This is a genomic window from Caulobacter sp. NIBR2454 (genome assembly GCF_027474405.1).
Taxonomy (GTDB): Bacteria; Pseudomonadota; Alphaproteobacteria; order Caulobacterales; family Caulobacteraceae; genus Caulobacter.
Map to the genome: position 1 here is coordinate 2,675,701 of NZ_CP114871.1, position 18,408 is coordinate 2,694,108.

General features: G+C 66.0%; 19 protein-coding genes and 1 tRNA gene. 7 read left to right on the plus strand and 13 right to left on the minus strand.

Annotated elements, in window-relative coordinates; translation table 11 throughout:
* Positions 1–189: 189 nt before the first annotated feature.
* Positions 190–387: a hypothetical protein gene (locus tag O5K31_RS13010; protein WP_269714027.1), complete on the plus strand. Its 198-nt coding sequence runs from the start codon at positions 190–192 to the stop codon at positions 385–387.
* A gap of 117 nt (positions 388–504) precedes the next feature.
* Here the strand turns inward: O5K31_RS13010 and O5K31_RS13015 are convergent, their stop codons facing one another.
* The 3 genes from O5K31_RS13015 to queC form a co-directional block, all read right to left on the minus strand.
* Positions 505–873, minus strand: a complete 369-nt coding sequence (locus O5K31_RS13015; RefSeq protein ID WP_269714029.1) for a 6-carboxytetrahydropterin synthase — start codon at positions 871–873, stop codon at positions 505–507.
* A 68-nt stretch (positions 874–941) separates the two neighbouring features.
* The gene (queE, locus tag O5K31_RS13020) at positions 942–1,574 is read right to left on the minus strand and encodes a 7-carboxy-7-deazaguanine synthase (RefSeq protein ID WP_269714030.1); all 633 of its coding nucleotides are present in this window, start codon (positions 1,572–1,574) and stop codon (positions 942–944) included.
* Complete coding sequence (gene queC, locus O5K31_RS13025; RefSeq protein ID WP_269714032.1) at positions 1,571–2,305, minus strand: 7-cyano-7-deazaguanine synthase QueC; 735 nt, start codon at positions 2,303–2,305, stop codon at positions 1,571–1,573. The genes queE and queC overlap by 4 nt, the downstream gene beginning before the upstream one ends.
* A 672-nt stretch (positions 2,306–2,977) precedes the next feature.
* Between queC and O5K31_RS13030 the strand changes: the two genes are divergently transcribed.
* Entirely contained in the window at positions 2,978–3,508 is a 531-nt protein-coding gene (locus O5K31_RS13030; RefSeq protein ID WP_269714033.1) for a hypothetical protein, read from the plus strand.
* A complete protein-coding gene (locus O5K31_RS13035) occupies positions 3,502–3,918 on the plus strand; it encodes a hypothetical protein (protein WP_269714034.1) in 417 nt (138 codons plus the stop codon). The genes O5K31_RS13030 and O5K31_RS13035 overlap by 7 nt, the downstream gene beginning before the upstream one ends.
* A gap of 180 nt (positions 3,919–4,098) precedes the next feature.
* Here O5K31_RS13035 and O5K31_RS13040 read toward each other — a convergent pair whose 3' ends face one another.
* The 5 genes from O5K31_RS13040 to O5K31_RS13060 all read right to left on the minus strand — a co-directional run bounded on the left by O5K31_RS13040 (position 4,099) and on the right by O5K31_RS13060 (position 8,578).
* On the minus strand, positions 4,099–5,334 hold the full coding sequence (locus O5K31_RS13040) for a serine hydrolase domain-containing protein (RefSeq protein ID WP_269714035.1): 1,236 nt from the start codon (positions 5,332–5,334) through the stop codon (positions 4,099–4,101).
* Positions 5,331–5,837 (minus strand): MarR family winged helix-turn-helix transcriptional regulator, encoded by a 507-nt coding sequence (locus O5K31_RS13045; RefSeq protein ID WP_269714036.1) that lies wholly within the window; start codon positions 5,835–5,837, stop codon positions 5,331–5,333. The genes O5K31_RS13040 and O5K31_RS13045 overlap by 4 nt, the downstream gene beginning before the upstream one ends.
* Before the next feature lie 95 nt (positions 5,838–5,932).
* The gene (locus O5K31_RS13050; RefSeq protein WP_269714037.1) at positions 5,933–7,027 is read right to left on the minus strand and encodes a Gfo/Idh/MocA family protein; all 1,095 of its coding nucleotides are present in this window, start codon (positions 7,025–7,027) and stop codon (positions 5,933–5,935) included.
* A 400-nt stretch (positions 7,028–7,427) separates the two neighbouring features.
* The gene (locus tag O5K31_RS13055) at positions 7,428–8,108 is read right to left on the minus strand and encodes a DUF2971 domain-containing protein (RefSeq protein WP_269714038.1); all 681 of its coding nucleotides are present in this window, start codon (positions 8,106–8,108) and stop codon (positions 7,428–7,430) included.
* Complete coding sequence (locus O5K31_RS13060; RefSeq protein ID WP_269714039.1) at positions 8,105–8,578, minus strand: hypothetical protein; 474 nt, start codon at positions 8,576–8,578, stop codon at positions 8,105–8,107. Before O5K31_RS13060 ends, O5K31_RS13055 begins: the two co-directional genes overlap by 4 nt.
* Positions 8,579–9,112: 534 nt before the next feature.
* Between O5K31_RS13060 and O5K31_RS13065 the strand changes: the two genes are divergently transcribed.
* The 3 genes from O5K31_RS13065 to O5K31_RS13075 all read left to right on the plus strand — a co-directional run bounded on the left by O5K31_RS13065 (position 9,113) and on the right by O5K31_RS13075 (position 13,851).
* The gene (locus O5K31_RS13065; protein ID WP_269714040.1) at positions 9,113–11,833 is read left to right on the plus strand and encodes a TonB-dependent receptor; all 2,721 of its coding nucleotides are present in this window, start codon (positions 9,113–9,115) and stop codon (positions 11,831–11,833) included.
* A gap of 156 nt (positions 11,834–11,989) precedes the next feature.
* Positions 11,990–13,141, plus strand: a complete 1,152-nt coding sequence (locus O5K31_RS13070) for a response regulator (protein ID WP_269714041.1) — start codon at positions 11,990–11,992, stop codon at positions 13,139–13,141.
* A gap of 80 nt (positions 13,142–13,221) precedes the next feature.
* Positions 13,222–13,851: a type 1 glutamine amidotransferase domain-containing protein gene (locus tag O5K31_RS13075; protein ID WP_269714042.1), complete on the plus strand. Its 630-nt coding sequence runs from the start codon at positions 13,222–13,224 to the stop codon at positions 13,849–13,851.
* 32 nt (positions 13,852–13,883) lie between these two features.
* Here O5K31_RS13075 and O5K31_RS13080 read toward each other — a convergent pair whose 3' ends face one another.
* Genes O5K31_RS13080 through O5K31_RS13090 form a run of 3 tightly spaced genes read right to left on the minus strand, consistent with a single transcriptional unit; the run spans position 13,884 to position 15,932 of the window.
* Positions 13,884–15,515: a phytoene desaturase family protein gene (locus O5K31_RS13080; protein ID WP_269714043.1), complete on the minus strand. Its 1,632-nt coding sequence runs from the start codon at positions 15,513–15,515 to the stop codon at positions 13,884–13,886.
* A gap of 26 nt (positions 15,516–15,541) precedes the next feature.
* Entirely contained in the window at positions 15,542–15,745 is a 204-nt protein-coding gene (locus tag O5K31_RS13085) for a hypothetical protein (protein WP_269714044.1), read from the minus strand.
* The gene (locus tag O5K31_RS13090; RefSeq protein ID WP_269714045.1) at positions 15,738–15,932 is read right to left on the minus strand and encodes a hypothetical protein; all 195 of its coding nucleotides are present in this window, start codon (positions 15,930–15,932) and stop codon (positions 15,738–15,740) included. Before O5K31_RS13090 ends, O5K31_RS13085 begins: the two co-directional genes overlap by 8 nt.
* A gap of 135 nt (positions 15,933–16,067) precedes the next feature.
* Between O5K31_RS13090 and O5K31_RS13095 the strand changes: the two genes are divergently transcribed.
* Positions 16,068–17,678, plus strand: a complete 1,611-nt coding sequence (locus O5K31_RS13095) for a carboxylesterase/lipase family protein (RefSeq protein WP_442867716.1) — start codon at positions 16,068–16,070, stop codon at positions 17,676–17,678.
* Positions 17,679–17,749: 71 nt separating this feature from the next.
* Here the strand turns inward: O5K31_RS13095 and O5K31_RS13100 are convergent, their stop codons facing one another.
* Both O5K31_RS13100 and O5K31_RS13105 read right to left on the minus strand, forming a co-directional pair.
* Complete coding sequence (locus tag O5K31_RS13100; protein ID WP_269714047.1) at positions 17,750–17,875, minus strand: hypothetical protein; 126 nt, start codon at positions 17,873–17,875, stop codon at positions 17,750–17,752.
* Positions 17,876–18,236: 361 nt separating this feature from the next.
* A tRNA-Met gene (locus O5K31_RS13105) sits at positions 18,237–18,313 on the minus strand.
* Between the last annotated feature and the right edge of the window lie 95 nt (positions 18,314–18,408).

Genomic DNA, 18,408 nt, shown 5'->3' on the forward strand with positions numbered 1-18,408 from the left:
AGTTTATTCTGAGCGACGCCGCAGGCGGCGTCGAAGGGGCCTCCTCAGGATGACGGGTTCAGTTGGCATATTAGCTTCGTCATGCTGAGGAGCGCATAAGCGCGTCTCGAAGCACGCACGGACCATCCGCTGAAATCTTCCGTTGAGAACCGGCGTGTAGGCTGGAGGCCTCAAGTCGGAGCTCGTCCCATGCATCCCTATCGTCTGGCCGCCCTGTCGGCCGTGATCGCCAGCGCGCTGGTCCTGCAAGGCTGCCTGGCCGTGGCGGCGGGCGGGGCCGTGGTCGGCGCCGGCGCGGCGGTGGTCGGCGGAACCGCCAAGGTCGCCGGCAAGGCCGTGGTCGGGACGGGCAAGCTTATCATCCCCGGGGATGGGGAGAAGAACTGAGGCCTTCCCTCATCCGCTCATCCCGGCGAAGGCCGGGACCCAGATTCATCCGGTGAGCCAGCAGGGCTTCACCTGGGCCCCGGCCTTCGCCGGGGTGAGCGGGTTATTTTGACCGCCTTACAGCGCCAGCTCGCACCGCTCGCCGATGGTGGGGCGGGAGACGACGATGCGGGACAGGCCGGGGAAGCGGGGCTTGAGCTTGCCGGCGAAGTGCAGGCACAGGCGCTCCAGCGTGGGCGTCTCAAGGCCGGGGTGATCGTTGAGCAGGCCGTGGTCCAGCTCCTCGGCCACGCCTTTCAAGGCCTTGTCGAGGACGTCGAGGTCCTCGACCCATCCGGCGGGCTGGGCGGCGCCCTTCACGCTGGCCTCCACCTTGAAGGAATGGCCGTGCAGCCGCCGATAGCGATGCTCGGCGGGGCCTTGCTCGATGTAGTGGGCGGCGTCGAAGGTCGCGGCCTTCGTGATTTCGAAGACAGGCTCGGTCATGGGCTCGAAACTTGTGTGCGGGGCCTGGGAGGGCTGCACGTACTCGGCGAAACGACCGAACACGCTCCTCAGGGCAGGCCCAGATATTTGTGCGTCTGGACGCTTAAACGCCACTTGGGGTGTGAAAGGCAATAGGCCACGGCCTTTTGCGTGTTCTCAAGCTGGTCCGGCCCGTCCATGGGCTGGAGGTAGAAGCGCTCGAAATCCAGGTCCGCGAACCGCGCGGGGTCGGCCAGCGGCTGGGGATACACCAGCTTCAGCTCCTGGCCCCGGGTCTGGACCACGGGGGCGTCGGCCTTGGGGCTGACGCAGATCCAGTCGATCCCCTCGGGCGCCGGCAGGGTGCCGTTGGTCTCCACCGCGATCATGAAGCCCCGCGCGTGCAGGGCGTCGATCAGGGGCGTATCGAGCTGCAGCATCGGCTCGCCGCCGGTGATGACCACCAGCCGGTCGTCCAGCCCGCCGGTCCAGGCGGCCGCCACCGCATCGGCCAGGGCGTCGGGCGTGGCGAACTTGCCGCCGCCCACCCCGTCGGTCCCGACGAAATCGGTGTCGCAGAAGGTGCAGACGGCCTTGGCCCGATCCTGCTCGCGCCCCGTCCACAGGTTGCAGCCGGAAAAGCGGCAGAACACGGCCGCCTTGCCCGCCTGGCCGCCCTCCCCTTGCAGGGTCAGGAAGATCTCCTTGACGCTGTAGGTCACAGGCTGGGCCGCCCGTCGCCGACCCAGGCGTTCCAGCCCATGGCCCGCAGGTCGCAGGCCGGGCACGCGGCGCAGCCATGGCCCCAGTCGTGCAGCACGCCGCGCTCGCCGCGATAGCAAGTGTGGCTGTCCTCGACGATGATCCGCACCAGGGGCTCGCCGCCCAGGGTCTTGGCCAAGCTCCAGGTTTCGGCCTTGGTCAGGCGCATCAGCGGCGTCTCGATGGAGAAGTCGCGGTCCATGCCAAGGTTCAGCGCCGTCTGCAGGGCGTCCAGCGTGTCGCGGCGGCAGTCGGGATAGCCGGAAAAGTCCGTCTCGCACATGCCGCCCACCAAGGCCCGCAGGCCCCGGCGATCCGCGAGGGCGGCGGCGTAGGTCAGGAACACCAGATTGCGGCCCGGCACGAAGGTGGACGGCAGGCCGCGCTCGTTGATCTCGATCTCCCGCTCGGCGGTCAGGGCGCTCTGCGCCACCTCGCCAAAGCCGCGGATGTCGAGCACGTGGTCCTCGCCCAGACGCGAGGCCCACTGGGGGAAGGCCTCGATCAGGCGGGTGCGCACTTGCTGGCGGGCCTGCATCTCCACCGAATGGCGCTGGCCATAGTCGAAGCCCACGGTCTCGACCCGCTCATAATGCTCAAGCGCCCAGGCGAGGCAGACGCTGGAGTCCTGACCGCCGGAGAACAGGACCAGGGCGCCTTGGGACGGCGGGGAAGCGGGGGCGATCGACATGGCGCCTGCTCTACATCAACCGCGCGCCGGGCGGAACGGCGCAGGGCGTCGCGGGGCGGTGGTCGGGTCATGATGATGTCTCCCCTGTCTTCAGTATCCGTCGTCGCGTCGCCCGGTGACTTCGGCGACGGCGCCGGAGACGACGGTGACTCCATTGTCGCTCCGTGGGCGGAGGTGGGGATAAGCGGCTGAAACCAGCCGTGACGGCGGGATCGCGGGCGGGGGTTGGGGATTTGGGCGGGGCGGCGGGGTGGTCGGCGGAGGGCGGGGGCGGAATGTCTACGGAGTCTCGCGGAAGGGTCCCGGAGTGGCGGGAGTATCGGTAGCGGGAGTCTACTGGTGGGGCGGGCGCTATCGGCTCGTTGCGGAACTTCCAGTGACCTGCCTCCAAGCCGAGGCGGTGACTAGACTAGAAACACGCCATCGAACTGGGCGTCGCCATCGACCGCCGCCAGATTTCGCCCTGTTTTTCATCAATTGGAATTGTCGCCCATTTCCGAGCTTGAAATCCGAGCCCGAAATTCGCGCAATGATTGCTTCGAAAGGCTAAAAGCAATTAAAGGTAGCAACAATGGGTCTTCGCGGTGAATTTGGCGCTGCGGCGCTTTCGAACGACACCCTCGTCTCTCAGGTCGTGGTCCGCGCTGATCTTGGTCAAGCGCCAACCACATATTGGCGTTTTCGAGGCCCGACGGCCGGCGACCCTGCTTACCCCCATATCCTGGCTCTGGGGCAGGTCCGTTCCGAGGCGCGCTGAAGAAGTATCCCGTCACCGAACAGGAGTGGGAAGCGGCTATCGACCTAAGGGCCGCCATCGCCGCCCAACTGATCGAAACCGCTTCCGTCGATGGGAACGAGTACGTCAGCATTCTCTATGTAACCGCCGCTGGTAATGTGATGAACACTACCCCTGTCCAACTCCCTCCAGACGGCGGAAGCTTCGACATCACTGTTCCGGTAAACAAGATCGTCGGTATCGTACACAACCATCCAGATCTCGCGCCTTGGGAGAAATTTCCGTCCGCCGCAGATTGGCAAACATACGATAATCGCGAGGCCGAAACCGACTATCCTGACCTGCTGCGTCAATACGTGATCAACAATGGCATCAACTATGAGTATCGAGGGGATGACCGGGATATCCAGGTGCCGGGTGTAATCAGTCCGATTGGCAGCGCCGACTTTTGGGACGGTTCATGGTGAAGCTATCGCCGGCTATAGTCATATTATGGGGCGCAGCCGCCTTTAGCTCCGCATCGGCGCAATCTGCAGGACATTTCCGGCGGCCGGAGATTGCTGTCTATCGTGTCTCGGCCGTTTGCCCGAAGGGCGAGGTGGTCGTCGAAATGCAAAATGACCGCGCGACGGGACCAAAGATCACATTGATCAAAGGCGCAAACATCGCGCCCGGTCACGAAACAGCGGTCACGAACATCCTGTCGCCTCTGCACGTCTCGTCCGCTCCGCTCGTGCGCTGCGGCCAAGATTCAGCGGAGCTCGCCTTCGTTGGCTTCTCAAAGGCCACGGGAGATTTAGCTTATCGGCGGGTGGTCATCACTGGAGCGCAGATAATGGACATGAATGAGTTGCCGAAGGCCGTGAAACCGCAATGACCTATGACGGCAAGAAACCGGGGCAGCGTATTCGCCCGCTCGTTGTTTGCTTTTCCTTGCAGACCGGTAAATCGCCTCCGCGATCCTCATGTCCCGCAGCCCCTACTCGCCGGAGACGATGGGTTCGGCCCCCGTCTAGGCCCCTTTGGCGACATCGCCGAACTGAGCGAAGCGGGAGTTTCACCGACGCAGCAAATCCCGGCTGATGCGATCGAAGAGGCGGGCCATCGCTTCCTCGGTTTGGAGATCGGGCGTGCGGTTCATCAGGACGACGATGGCGTCCCCCTTCGCCGTATCGAAATAGAGGCTGGTGTAGACGCCCTGGTCCGAACCCGCGTGGCCGGTGAGGCCGTTGCGATCCCGCCAGAAGAAGCGCTGCCGTTCATCGATGCTGGCGGGCAGTTGTGGCTTCAGCATCTCGTCGAACGATGCGGCGGACAGCAATCGGCCGCTGCTCGTTTCGCCCCGCGCCAGAATGCTCTGCGCCAGAGCGGTGAGGTCTCGCGCTGACGCGTTCACGCCGCCGTCCGGGTAGTTGGGATTTCCGAACTGAGGATAGGCGTCAAAGCGTCGGTCGCCGCTGGCGGGGCGGAAAACCTTGCGGATGAGGAAGTTGCGCTTCGGCTGTTCGGTACTGGCGCAGAGACGGGTGAAGGGAAGGCACTGGACCACGTCGTATCGCGTCGCCAGTTGGCCCGGGCGGTAGTCCGCCAGCAGCCAAGAGGAGTTGGTCATCCCGAGCGGCTCGAACACGTTCGCCTTGGCCTGGGCCGCCAGCGGGGCGCGGCCGACAGCCTCGGCCACGGCGCCGGCGACGCCAGCGCCCAGATTGCTGTACTCGCGCGCGGCTCCGGGCGCCGTCTTGAGATAGTGGGCGCCGCCGTCATAGCGCGCGCCTTCCGGAGTCAGGAGGCCGCGAAGGTGATCGACCAACGGCGTCGGAGAGTCGGCCCCTGGCTGGTAGTCCGCGACATCGTAGAAGTCCGCGATGCTGGACGTATGGGTCGCCAGCTGGCGAACGGAGATGGGCTGGCCGTCGGCGTTGGGATTGTTCACCCGGAAGGGCAGCATCCGGTTGATGTCGGCATCCAGGTCCAGCAGCCCCTTGTCGTGGAGCTGCAACAGGACGATCCCCAGAATCGGCTTGCTGATGGACGCGATGTTCATGGGCGTGTCGGCGGTCATCGGCTTGCGCGACGCCACGTCCGCGAACCCGTAGCCCTGCATGTGGACGACCTGGCGATTTCTCACCACCGCGATGGCGAGGCCTGGAATGGCCTCTTCCTCCATCAGGGCGGGCACGAAGGCGGCGAAGTCCCGCGCGCTTTCGGCCCATATCGACTGCTTGGGCGAGGCGAGCCAATAGCACAGCAGGGCCGCCAGAACGGCGCCCAGGGCGATGAGTGCTTTTCTCACGATTGATCTCCAGCGACAGGGCGGGGCGGGAAGCGCTCATCCATCGGCCGGGCGTCGAGGGCCGCCATGGCGTTATCCAGCAGGTCGCCGAGATCGGCGCCGATGTCGGTGTCCAGACCCTCGAAAACCGCGGCGGCTTCGATGTTGTATTGATGCAGAAGGTCGGCCTGGGCCGTGCCGAACGCCGTCAGGAAATACTCCGTGCGTCGGCGGTCCGCCGGGTCGGTCCGCTTTTCGATGGCGCGGAGCTTGCTGAGCGTGGCGAGGTGTTGCGCCACCGTCTGATGAGGGTGCTGCAACGCCCTTGCGACCTCCGTCACGGAAGCCGGCCCGCTCTTGCTGAGATGCAGCAAGGTGGACGAGCAGGAGACGGGGAAGACCATGCCCTTGCGGGCGTAAACCTGCGTCACCTGGCTCTGAATCAGGAAGGCGAGGTCCAACAGCTTCTTGGCTGTGTAGGCCTTCCGCACAACGGCGCTGTCGTAGAATTCACGATGGATCATGCTCCCTCATAGCAATGCGCAGCCTATTGCGCAATATATTGCGCAATAGGCTGCGGGTCTCCCGCCTCGACCTGCGGGGAGGGTCTAGGCCCTCCCTACAACCGCACCGCCCTGCCCTCCCGCGCCGAGCGGTAGATCGCCTCGATGATCTTCATGTCGCGCAGGCCTTCCTCGCCGGAGACGATGGGTTCGGCGCCGGTGCGGATGGACTGGGCCATGTGGTCGAGCTGGCCGGCGAACTGGGTCGGGGCAGGTCCGGGCGGGGGCGTGATCTCCTGGGCGCGGCCGTCGCGGCCAGTCCACATCCGGTTGCCGTCGTAGCGGGTGGCGGGCTCCAGCTCGATGCGGCCCTTGTCGCCCATCAGCAGCACATGGTTCTGGTTGCCGCTGTACATGGACAGGCAGCTGGCGATGGCGCCGGAGGGGAATTTCAGCAGCCACTCGATCATGTCCTCCACCTCGGCGAAGCGGGGGTCGGAGCGGTCGGTGGACTCGCGGGCCGTGACCTCGATCGGCTCCTCGCCGGTCATGTAGCGGGCGGCCTGGAGGCTGTAGACCCCCATGTCCATGAGCGAACCGCCGCCGGACAGGGCCCGCTTCAGCCGCCACTTGGACGGATCGCTCTGGATGAAGCCGTGCTCGGACCGCAGGTAGCGGATCTTGCCCGCCGCGCCGGTGCGGGCCAGGCGCATGGCTTCCAGATTGTAGGCCTCGAAATGGCAGCGGTAGCCGATCATCAGCTTGCGGTCGGCGGCCTTGCAGGCGGCGATCATGGCCTCGGCCTCGGCGACGGAGACGGCCATGGGCTTTTCGCACATGACGTGCTTGCCCGCCCGCGCGGCGCGGATCGTGTACTCGGCGTGCATGGAATTGGGCAGGCAGACATAGACGATGTCCACGTCGGGATTGTCGGCGATCTGGTCGAAGGTCTCGTACGAATAGATTGAGCGCTCGGACACGCCATAGCGGGCGGCGGCGGCGCGGGACTTGGCCGGATCGCCGCTGACCAGGGCGGTCAGGCGGCTGTGCCGACAGTTGGCGAACTGGGGCGCGATGACGCCCAGGCCATAGGTCCCCAGGCCGACGATGGCGTATCCCACCGGGCGGTCGGCGGCGAGCGCCCTGCCCGCGGCCGAAGTCACGGCGAGGGAGGCGGCGGCGAGCAGCAGGTCGCGGCGTTCGATGGGCATGGTCGTCATCTCCCGGTGCGCGGCGACGGGGGCCGCCTTGCGAAGGGCGAGGATCGGCGACCTCGCCGGGCTTGGCTACCGCGACGATGGTCATAAGGCGCACCGAGAATGTCTCCCCTGTCTTGCGTATCCATCATCCACCCGCCCGACGACTTCGACGACGGCGCCGGAGACGACGGTGACTCCATTGTCACCCCGCCGGTCGGGGTGGGGATAGGCCGCCGAAACCAGCCGTGGCGGCGGGATTGCGGGCGGGGATTGGGGATTTGGGCGGGACGGAGGGGCGGTCGGCGGAGGGCGGGCGGAAATGTCTCCGGAGTCTCACGGAACGGTCCCGGAGTAGCGAGAGTATCGGTCTCGGGAGTCTACTGTTGGGCGGGGCGGGATGCAGCGGCCTAACTTACAGCCACAAACTTTCGCGCCGCTGCCGAACGATCTTGAATGAGCGAAATGCCAAACGCGCCTTGAAGGTCGAAACGCCGTTCGCCCCATCGCCTAACGCTGCGGCCAACTCGCTGCGCGTCACAGTTGATTGGGCACCGACGACGACTTCCACCAGCCGCATGTCTTCGCCAAAGGGGTGAAAGGACAGCGCGCCATCACGCGGCTCAGTCTGCAAATCTAAAAACATCCTCACTTCCTGCTCATATCGCCAGTGCGAATACTTTGTTGTCAGCAGTTGCCTTACAGCGCCTTCACCTGGTTCCTGTTGGCCTGCCGCCTGACTGACGAGGTCCGGCAGCACGGCGGAGCGATAGCGAACGGGCATGAGGTACTGCTCGTCCACATCAAACCCCAAGCACAGCCCCGCGTGCTTCTGAGCGTAGTGGCTCCATTGGACAGGGTTGCGCCAACTCTTACTGAAACAGAGGAGGCCTATCTGACGGCTGATGTCTCGGCGCCATGAGGCAATGGCCCACCGCTTGTGCGCGTCGGTGAGAGCCATACCGCGCAATTCGAAGGGGTCATTGAGGTCTTCGATGGTCGCAATCTTGAGACGACGTTGACGTAAATCGTCCAGGCCGAAGTCCCGACTAATGAAATGATACAAACGCTGAAATGCCATCTGCGGGTGGTTCAACCGTTTCGCCGCGCATGCGATTGTTTTGCCAGTTCTGCCAAGCGCGCGACATCCTGAGGCCCCTTCACCCATCCACGCGAATAACTGTTCTGGTCTTTGAGCAGGAACTCACCCGCTTCATACGTCTGCGGGTTGCCATAGAGCGTGAAGGCGAGGTTTCCGGCGCGAGGTTGAGACTTTAGGGTGAACGTATTGAGCGGGCGGTTCACCCAACGACCACCACCGCCCTCGACCAGTTCCCCCTGAACGCCCGCTTTCCGGATGGCGGCGACCGTTTGCGCAGCGAGCTTCGCTAGTGCAGGCGCATTTTTCTCCACTTGTGCGATGAAAGCCGCGTCACCGACATCTTGCATCGCGTCGTTTGGCATCTCATCAGGCAACAGGATCAAGAGAGCGTTCGACCAGTCGCCGTCCGTCAATGCGACGACGTCCGCAGGATCGACCATGCCAGCTTGCATGCCGACAATCATTGCGGCCCTTCGTGCCACGAGAACGGCTGGCGCTTCTGCTGACCGAGACCGCAGCTTCTCCACGTCTGTGGGATTTAGGCTGACACGCTGCACGTCAAGCGCACCGCCGCGCCTCGTTTTGAACGCTATCGGATATTCCATCTGCAGCTCAAAATCTCTTTATTGCAATTATTACTGCAGATTTATCTGCAACTCAGATCGAGCGCAAGGGGGCCGCCTCCCCAGGCGCACATGTAACTTGGCACCCGGTCAAATACCAACTGCACGAATATCGACTTGGCAATCCGCACGCCCCAATTTTTGACGACATCGCCAAAACTAGCTTCACGTGACGCTACGTCACGGTGAAAAGGCGTAAGTTATCGCCGTTCTCTTATCGAGCGACCGGTTGACAGCCTCATGTGTCACGTATGCAATTCCCTTACTGCGTGTGGGGAATGCCGGGATTCCGACACGACTGACAAAAAATCTCGGCGCTGAGGAACGACGACGCGCGCAGGTTCAAAAGGACCGCGGCGTTGGGAGGGAAATCAAATGTCTCAATCTTCGCGCCTGCGGAGACTGCTCGCCATGGGTGTGTCCGCCGCGGCCATGACCGCCGTCGCCGGACCCGCGCTAGCCCAGAGCGTCATCGAGGAACTCGTCGTCACCGCCCAGAAGCGCGAGGAAGCGCTGCAGGACGTGCCTATCGCCGTCTCGGCCTTCAGCCAGGACTCGCTGGAGGCGCAGAAGATCGACGGGGGGCCGAACCTGCAGACGGCCATTCCGAACGTGACCTTCTCCAAGACCAACTTCACCGGGGCCAACTTCCAGATCCGCGGCGTCGGGTCGAAGGTGGTGTCGGGGGCGTCGGACTCCGGCGTCGGCGTCCACCTGAACAACGCCCCGCTGACCGCCAACCGCCTGTTCGAGGCGGAGTTCTATGACGTCGAACGCGTCGAGGTGCTGCGCGGGCCGCAGGGCACCCTGTACGGCCGCAACGCCACCGGCGGCGTGGTCAACGTGATCACCGCCAAGCCGGTCGACATCTTCGAGGCGTCGGTGAGGGGCGAAATCGGCAACTACAACACCCGCAAGGTGCGCGGGATGGTCAACCTGCCCATCGTCCAGGACAAGATGGCGCTGCGGGTGGCCGGCTCCCTGCTCAAGCGCGACGGGTTCGGCGAGAACCTGACCACAGGCAACGACGTGGACGACCGCGACCTGTGGGCGGCGCGCGCCACCCTGTCGTTCAACCCCACCGAGGGCATCCGTTCGTGGCTGTCCTATGAGCACTTCGACGAGGACGACAAGCGGGCCCGCGTGGGCAAGCAACTGTGCGTCAAGGACAATGGCCCGACCTCGGTCGGCCCTGTGCCGGTCAGCAACCCCTTCGCCCGCGCCCTGCTCAGCCAGGGGTGCAAGTCCGCGCCGATGGGCGATCCGTCGTCCCTGGGCACGGTGAACGGGGCGGCGACCCTGGCGGGCATTCCGTCCATCGTCACCGGCATCCTGTCGGGCGATCCCTATGCCGGGAAGGTGCAGAACTCCGACCTGCGCAAGATCGAGTCCTTCCAGGACCCGCAGTATCGCGCCAAGTCGGACGTGTGGATGTTCAACCTGGAACTGGACATCACCGAGAGCCTGACCCTGACGTCGCTGACCTCGTTCAACAAGGACAGCTACTTCACCTTCCAGGACTACAACCGGATCACGCCGGTGGCGAACTTCAACCCCACGCCGCTGACGCCGGGCGGGTTCTTCACCGACCCGCAGCTGGGCCGCCTGAACCAACTGGCCACCTTCGACATCTCGTCGTCGGACAGTGAACAGTTCAGCCAGGAAATCCGCCTGCAGTCGAACTTCGAAGGGCCGCTGAACTTCAACATCGGCGCCATCCACCTGAAGCTGGACCAGGACACCAACTACTACGTCATGTCCAACGGACTCACCGCCGCCGCGGTGGCGGGCTTCCCGGCGCCGGGGGTCTATGTGGACCCCAGCTTCCCGCCGGCGGGCGATGGCCACAACTACTACCGCTCCGCCGGCCCGTACTTCCTGGACGCCACCGCGGCGTTCGGCGAGGTCTATTGGCAGGTGATGGAGAACTTCAAGGTCACCGGCGGCCTGCGCTACACCAGCGACGAGAAGCGGGTGGACAGCCTGCCCAACGTGCTGCTGTCGCCGGGCCGCGGCGGTCGTCCGACCATTCAGCGGGTGCATTTCAAGGAGACCACGGGCCGCTTGGGCTTCGACTGGAAGCCGGACCTGTCGTTCACCGACGACACCCTGCTCTATGCGTTCTATTCCAAGGGCTACAAGGCGGGCGGCTTCAACCCGGCCTCGGCGGCCGGGATCGCGGGGATCGAGACCACCTTCGCCCCCGAGTTCGTCAACGCCTATGAAATCGGCGTGAAGAACACCCTGCTGGGCGGCAGCCTGATCCTGAACGCCACGGGCTTCTACTATGACTACCAGGGCTACCAGATCTCCAAGATCGCGGCCCGGACCTCGGTGAACGAGAACATCGACGCCAAGATCAAGGGCGTGGAGCTGGAGTCCATCTGGGAGCCGGTCCGCAACCTGCGCTTCAACGCCACCTTCGGCTATCTGGACACCGAGATCACCGGCGGCTCGTCGGTGGACACCCTGAACCGCACGCAAGGCAACCCCGCCCTGACCCTGATCAACGGGGCCCTGGTCGGCGCCAACTGCGTGGCTCCGACCGCGCAGGTGGCGGCGGTGGTCAGCCTGATCAACAACGGCTTCCCGGCCGCCGGCGTGCCGCCGGTGAACCCGGCCTATCTGATCAACGCCTGCGGCGGGGGCTATCGCACCGGCAGCACGGCGGCCACCAACCCGCTGGCGCCGCTGGGCATCTTCCTGGACACCACCGACGGGGTTCCGGTCAGCCTGGACGGCAAGGAGCTGCCCAACTCGCCCAAGACGACCTTCTCCATCGGCGCCCAGTACACCTGGGAGTTCGGCGGGGCGTGGGAGGCGACGCTGCGGGGCGACTACTACCGCCAGGACGACAGCTTCGCCCGGATCTACAACACCGCGGCCGACGCGCTTCCGTCCTGGGAGAACGCCAACCTGTCGCTGAGGCTGTCGAACAACGAGATGGGCCTGGACGTGGAAGCGTTCGTCAAGAACCTGACCAACGAGGAGGCGATCACCGACGCCTATCTGACGGACGACTCCTCGGGCCTGTTCCGCAACATCTTCCTGAACGAGCCGCGCACCTATGGGGTCAGCGTCTCCAAGCGGTTCTGATACAGAAAACCGCATTGCGATGATTGGGCGGCGGGGAGCATTCCCCGCCGCCTTTTCTTATGGCTAACGGCTTGGTGACCTTGTTGCTTAACGGCTACGCAAGCGTGAGGTCCCAATAGTGCGGGCTGTACAATCGCCGGTTGGACCCAGCCACTTATGACCAAGAAGACCGCCCCACCTGCGACCGACAAGGTTTCGAGCGGTCTCGTCGAGCGGCTGGGCGCGGACGTGTCTCGACGTCTGGAAGGTCTGGCCAGCTTCGTGGAGCGCCTGGGTCGTGAACCGCTCGGCCCCGACGGCCAGGCCTGCCTGCGGGCCATCGACGAGACCCTGACCGACGTGCGCGAGTTGCTGGCCCGCGCCACCGACCTGAACGCCGCCCGCCTGGGCGCGCTTTCCATCCAGCCCCATCCCCAGCCGCTGCGCGTGCTGATGGACGACATCGCCGCCCGCTGGGCCGCCGAGGCCGCCGCCGTGGGCGCGACCCTGCTGGTCAGCTATGACGGCGCGCCGGACGCCGCCGTGATGGCCGACGGTCGCCGCATCGGCCAGATCTTCGACGCCCTGATCGGCCGCGCCCTTGGCGACGCGGGCCGTGGCGCGGTCGAGGCCAGCCTGAAGGTCCGCGAGACCGCGGCCGGCACGATGATCGAAGGCAGCGTCCGCGATAACGGCGACTGGACTCCAGACCAGGCCGCCGGCGTCTTCCGGGCCGTGGTCGAAGATGAGCAGATGAACCTTTCGGTCGGCCTGGGCATGGCCCTGGCCCGCCGACTGGCCGAGGCCATGGGCGGCAAGGCGGTCGCCGAGGCCAATGTCGGGCCGGGCGTGACCATCACCTTCCAGATCACCCTGCCCGCCGCGATCATGGGCGCCGAGCCCGCGCCGGTCGCGGGCGCCCACCGCGTGGCCCATGTGCTGATCGTCGACGACAACGCCACCAACCGCATGGTGGTCGAGGCCCTTTGCGAGACCTTCGACTGCACCTCCGAGCAGGTAGAGGACGGGGTCGAGGCCGTGGAGGCCGCGCGTTCGGGCCGCTTCGACGTCATCCTGATGGACATCAAGATGCCGCGCATGGACGGCGTCGCCGCCACCCGCGCCATCCGCGCCCTGCCCGGCAAGGCCGGCGCCGTGCCGATCATCGCCCTGACCGCCAAGGCCGCCCCCGCCGACATCCAGTCCTACCTGTCGGCCGGCATGCAGAACCTGGTGGAGAAGCCCATCGCGCCCGAGCGCCTGCTGGACGCCATGAACACCGCCCTGGCCGCCGCCGAGAGCGTCGCCAACGATAGGGTCGTGGCCTAGGCCAAGGTCGGAACCAAGCCCGCGCGGCCCGGTTCTCCACCCGTCATCGCCCCCCAGATGACGCGTTCAGGAGAATCGCCATGACCGACGTCCAATCCAGCAAGCTCAGCGGCAAGAAGGTCGCCATCCTCGCCGCCGACGGCTTCGAGCGCTCCGAGCTGTTCGCGCCGCTCGAGGCGCTGCGCGCGGCCGGCGCGACGGTGGATATCATCTCCGAGAAGACCGGCGAGCTGCAGGCCTTCGAACATCACGACAAGGCCGACACCATCGCCGTCGACAAGACCTTCGACCAGGTGAGCGCCAGCGACTATGACGCCATCCACATCCCGGGCGGCCTGTTCAGCCCCGACAAGGTCCGCGTCACCGAAAGCGCGCTGAAGATCGTTCGCGAGGCCTTCGACGCCGGCAAGGCGATCGGCGCGATCTGTCACGGTCCGTGGGTGCTGATCAATGCGGGCGTCGCGTCCGGCCTGACCCTGACCAGTGTCCAGAACATCCGCATGGACCTTGAAAATGCGGGCGCCCAGGTGGTCGATCGCGAGGTGGTGGTCGATGATGGCGTCGTCACCAGCCGCACGCCCGAGGACCTGGAAGCCTTCTGCGGCAAGCTGGTCGAGGAGATCGCCGAAGGCCGCCATGACCCGCGCGAACGCCGCGCCGGAAACACCACCATGGCCAGCCCGCCGGACGAGCCGCGCAGCTTTGCGTAACGGCTCCCTTCTGCCATCACGGGAGAGGGGCTCTAGAGGCCCCTCACCATCAGCCCCAGCGCTGTCCCGAGGCTGCGGTCGCGCAGGATTTCGCGGGCGGCGTTGCGGCCGGGATTGCCCGATACGCCGCCGCCGGGGTGCGTGCCGGAACCGCACTGATAGAGCCCCTTGATGGGGGCGCGGTGGCTGGCGCTGCCGATGAAGGGCCGGGCCGCCCATAGCTGGTCCAGGCTCATGCAGCCGTGGAAGATGTCGCCGCCGGTCAGGCCGAACTTGCGCTCCAGGTCCAGCGGCGACAGTGCCGTGCGCCCCACGACAGAGGTCTTGAAGCCGGGGGCGTGCGCCTCGACCGTATCGAGGATCAGCTCGGCGGCGACGTCCCGCTCGTCGTCCCAGGAGCGTCCGTCGGGCAGCGTCGGCGCGAACTGCTGGCAGAACAGGCTGGCCACATGCGCCCCGGCCGGCGCCAAGCTGTCGTCCAGGGTCGAGGGGATCAGCATCTCGACGATCGGCTGTTTCGACATGCCGGTCGCGCGGGCGTCCACATAGGCGCGGTCCATGTAGTCCAGGCTGGGGGCGATGATGACGCCGCTCTGGTGATGCTCGGCCATCTGGCGGCCTGGCAGGGCGGTGAAGCTGGGCAGTTCGCTGAGCGCCACGTTCATGCGGAACGTGCCCGAGCCGTTGCGGTAAGCAGCGACCCGGCGGCGGAAGTCGGGCTTCAGATCGCCCTGCTCCACCAGTTTTCCAAACAGCAGGGAGGGGTTGAGGTTAGAGGCGACAATGCGCGCCGCGAAAGTCCGGCCGTCGGCCAACTCCACCCCCGTGGCGCGGCCATCGTCGGTCAGCACCCTGGCCACAGGCGAGTCGGTCAGGATCACCACCCCCAAGGCCTCGCAGGCGCGCGCCATGGCCTGGGTGATGGCGCCCATGCCGCCGATAGCGTGGCCCCAGGCGCCCTTCTTTCCGTTCACTTCCCCGAACGTATGGTGCAACAGCACATAGGCCGAGCCGGGCGTGTCCGGACTGGCGTAGGCGCCGACCACCGCGTCGAAGCCGAACACCGCCTTGACCGGGTCGCTCTCGAACCAGCGGTCCAGCACGTCGCGGGCGCTTTCGGTGAAGAAGTCGAGCAGTTGCCCCTGCCGTTCGCGCGACAGGCCGAGCAGAGTCGAGCCCTGGCGCAGGGCGCGAAGGACGCCGGGCAGGCCGTCGCCGAGGTTCGGCGGCGTCTGCTGGGCCAGGACGCGCAGCACGTCGCCGATCTCGTCCAGCATCTCGTAATAGGCCGGCAGGGCGTCGGCGTCCTTTTGCGAGAACCGCGCGAACTCCCGCTGTGTGCGCTCCAGCCCGCCGCCGAACTTCAGGTGGCCGCCATTCTCCAGCGGCAGGAAGTTGGACAGGGGCCGCTCGACGATGCGCAGGCCGCGCTCGTGTAGGCCCATCTCGGCGATCACCGCCGGGTTCAGCAGGCTGACCGTGTAGCTGGCGACGGAGTTGCGGAAGCCGGGGTGGAACTCCTCGGTCACCGCCGCGCCGCCGACCACGCCCCGCGCCTCGCAGACCGTGACGTTCAGACCGGCCTTGGCCAGGTAGAAGGCGCAGACCAAGCCGTTGTGCCCGCCGCCGATCACCACCGCGTCGCGGAGAAGCGTAGCGGTCACGGGTCAAACCGCTGTGATGGAGGAAATCAGCGCGAACGTTCGCGCTTTTTCAGCGTCAGAACGTCCGCCTGATCGCCGAGGCCATGGGCCGTGTAGTCGAAGTCCGACTTGAAGGTCGCAGCGTGCTTCACGGCCGTCCGCGAGGCGAAAGCCTTGTGCGCCAGGGCGACGATGACGATGAGCATCCCGCCCGCCATGGCGGCGGTATTGAACATCTCGAGATTATTCATCGGAAGCTCCCTGAGGGAAGGCGAACACCATGGCAAGATGGAGAACGATCGCCATGAGGGCAAGGCCATAGGCCGCCGCAGTCGCCTTGTTCGGCTGGCCCAATCCGTTCGCCGCGGCGCCGATCCAGAGCCCCACGCCATAGGTTTTGAGAAGCCATCCCCAAGCTCTGGTCTGCGCCGCCGTCATTCATCCTCACACACAATGATCGCAGCGTTAGATAACGTTGGTTTTCGAGAGCGCTCAAGCCTTCACATCGGCAAGGTAACCGGTATCATCGTATAAAATCACAGGACCGGACGCGATGATCCGGCCATAGGGGAGATGCCGATGACCACGTTTGATCGCCGCACTGTGCTGTCCGCGGGCCTCGCCGCCGCGGCAATGGCTCCCCTGCCCGCCTTCGCGGCGGTCAAGGGCGGCGCGCCCGTCGCCCGCACCACCGCCGGCCAGGTGCGCGGCGCCACGGACGGTGGCGTGGCCGTGTTCAAGGGCATCCGCTATGGCGCCGACACCGGCCCGCGCCGGTTCATGGCCCCCACCGCGCCGACGCCATGGAAAGGCGTGCTGGACGCGACCGCCTATGGCGCCGCCTCGCCCCAGCGCTCGGACCAGCCGGGCCAGAGCGAGGACTGCCTGTTCCTGAATGTGTGGACGCCGGGCCTGCGCGACGGCGCCAAGCGGCCGGTGATGGTCTGGATCCACGGGGGCGCCTACTCCAACGGATCGGGCGCGCATCCCAGCAATGACGGGACCCTGCTGGCCCGCCGCAACGACGTGGTAGTGGTCAGCATGAACCACCGCCTGAATGCGTTCGGTTACCTCTATCTGGAGCGTATCGGCGGCAGCGCCTTCGCCGACAGCGGCAGCGCCGGCCAGTTGGACCTGATCCTCGCCCTGCAGTGGGTGCGCGACAACATCGCCGAGTTTGGCGGTGATCCTGGCAACGTCATGGTGTTCGGCCAGTCCGGCGGCGGCGCCAAGATCGCCACCCTGATGGCCACCCCCGCCGCGCGGGGCCTGTTCCACAAGGCCGCGACCATGAGCGGCCAGCAGGTGACGGCCCAGGGGCCGCTGAACGCCACGACCCGAACCTATGCCCTGCTGGACGCCCTGAAGCTGAAGCCCGATCAGGTCAACCAAGTGCGGACCGTACCGACCGCCCAGATCATCGAGGCGCTGAACGCCAAGGACCCGGTGATCGGGGCCGGCGGCGTCTATATGGGGCCGGTGATCGACCGCACCCTGCCTCGCCATCCCTTCTATCCGGACGCCGCGCCGCTTTCGTCGGACATTCCGATGATCATCGGCAACACCAAGGGCGAGACGCGCGGCCTGATCGGCGGCGGCGATCCCAAGACCTTCGACCTGACCTGGGACCAGGTCGCGCCCCTGCTGGCGCGGCACATGCGGGCCGACATCGCGCCCGAGGCGGTGGTCGCCGAGTATCGCCGGCTCTATCCGGCCTATTCGCCGTCGGACGTGTTCTTCGCCGCCACCACGGCGGGGCGGTCCTGGCGCGGGGCGGTGATCGAGCTGGAAGAGCGGGCCAGGGGCGCCAAGGCCCCGACCTGGGCCTATCAGTTCGACCTGGGCGCGCAGGCGGACGGCGGCAAGTGGGGCGCCAGCCACGGCTATGACATCGCCATGGTGTTCGGCACGTTCGCCGACGGCGGGCGCTACACCGACACGCCCGACACCCGCGCGGCGTCGGCCCATATGAGCGACGCCTTCGTGGCCTTCGCCCGCACCGGAAACCCGAACGCCAAGGGCCATCCGGAATGGCGGCCCTATGGACTGGAGAAGCGCGAGACCATGGTCTTCGACGCCGTCTCGCACCTGGAGTCCGACCCGCGCGGAGCTGAGCGCCGCCTGTTCGCGGCCGTCCCCTTCGCCCAGCAGGGCGGCGAGTTCAGCGTGGCGCCGCAGCGCTAGGTCCGGACATGCGAAAGCTCACCCCGGCGACCGTCGGGGTGAGAGGAGAGGATGGAGTGGGGCTTTGAGCCCTAAGCGCCTTCGCGCTCGGCCCAGACCTCGCCGATCGTCTGGGCGGCGCCCAGCCAGCCAAGGGCCCCGAGGAAGGCGTTGGCCACGGCCACCACCAGGATGACCGGCTCGAACAATGCGCGCATGTGTAAGCCTCCCAGACTGTTCTGGATGCCTAATGCTAGCGCTTCTGTTTCGTTCCCGGAATGACAGAACGATGACGCTTCCGTGACGCGGTCCTTGGGAGGTCGAGAGCGCCGTTGTCCGCGACGCCCCGCCGCATATGGCCCCGCTCATGGCTGTGCTTATTACGACACATCGGACCGCGGCGAACGAGCCGCGGGCCGGAAAGGTCGGGCGGGGACTCCAGGGCTCCCGCCCGACCCGACTGGGGGGCGTCTATTCCCAGGGGCCGCGGACCCATGGCTTTGCAAGAGCCGATCCCCGCGGCCCAGCGCCTGTTTGACGTGGCGCCGGCCGATATCTCAGGAAATCGGAAGTCCGTGCTGGTAGCTGGAGGCGGGATCGAACCGCCGACCTGTGGGTTATGAATCCACCGCTCTAACCATCTGAGCTATCCAGCCATAAGGCGTTCGCCCAGCACGAAGAGGCGGCGTTATAGGGTCCCTCCTTTTGAACTTCAAGCGGCTTGGGAAACCTCGGCGTAACAGCTAGGTTC

Excerpts from the sequence above, each read along its gene's own strand:
- O5K31_RS13010 (WP_269714027.1), top strand. The coding sequence starts at position 190 with ATGCATCCCTATCGTCTGGCCGCCCTGTCGGCCGTGATCGCCAGCGCG.
- O5K31_RS13015 (WP_269714029.1), bottom strand. The coding sequence starts at position 873 with ATGACCGAGCCTGTCTTCGAAATCACGAAGGCCGCGACCTTCGACGCC.
- queC (WP_269714032.1), bottom strand. The coding sequence starts at position 2,305 with ATGTCGATCGCCCCCGCTTCCCCGCCGTCCCAAGGCGCCCTGGTCCTG.
- O5K31_RS13035 (WP_269714034.1), top strand. The coding sequence starts at position 3,502 with ATGGTGAAGCTATCGCCGGCTATAGTCATATTATGGGGCGCAGCCGCC.
- O5K31_RS13045 (WP_269714036.1), bottom strand. The coding sequence starts at position 5,837 with ATGATCCATCGTGAATTCTACGACAGCGCCGTTGTGCGGAAGGCCTAC.
- O5K31_RS13050 (WP_269714037.1), bottom strand. The coding sequence starts at position 7,027 with ATGCCCATCGAACGCCGCGACCTGCTGCTCGCCGCCGCCTCCCTCGCC.
- O5K31_RS13060 (WP_269714039.1), bottom strand. The coding sequence starts at position 8,578 with ATGATTGTCGGCATGCAAGCTGGCATGGTCGATCCTGCGGACGTCGTC.
- O5K31_RS13065 (WP_269714040.1), top strand. The coding sequence starts at position 9,113 with ATGTCTCAATCTTCGCGCCTGCGGAGACTGCTCGCCATGGGTGTGTCC.
- O5K31_RS13070 (WP_269714041.1), top strand. The coding sequence starts at position 11,990 with ATGACCAAGAAGACCGCCCCACCTGCGACCGACAAGGTTTCGAGCGGT.
- O5K31_RS13075 (WP_269714042.1), top strand. The coding sequence starts at position 13,222 with ATGACCGACGTCCAATCCAGCAAGCTCAGCGGCAAGAAGGTCGCCATC.
- O5K31_RS13085 (WP_269714044.1), bottom strand. The coding sequence starts at position 15,745 with ATGAATAATCTCGAGATGTTCAATACCGCCGCCATGGCGGGCGGGATG.
- O5K31_RS13090 (WP_269714045.1), bottom strand. The coding sequence starts at position 15,932 with ATGACGGCGGCGCAGACCAGAGCTTGGGGATGGCTTCTCAAAACCTAT.
- O5K31_RS13095 (WP_442867716.1), top strand. The coding sequence starts at position 16,068 with ATGCCGATGACCACGTTTGATCGCCGCACTGTGCTGTCCGCGGGCCTC.
- O5K31_RS13100 (WP_269714047.1), bottom strand. The coding sequence starts at position 17,875 with ATGCGCGCATTGTTCGAGCCGGTCATCCTGGTGGTGGCCGTGGCCAAC.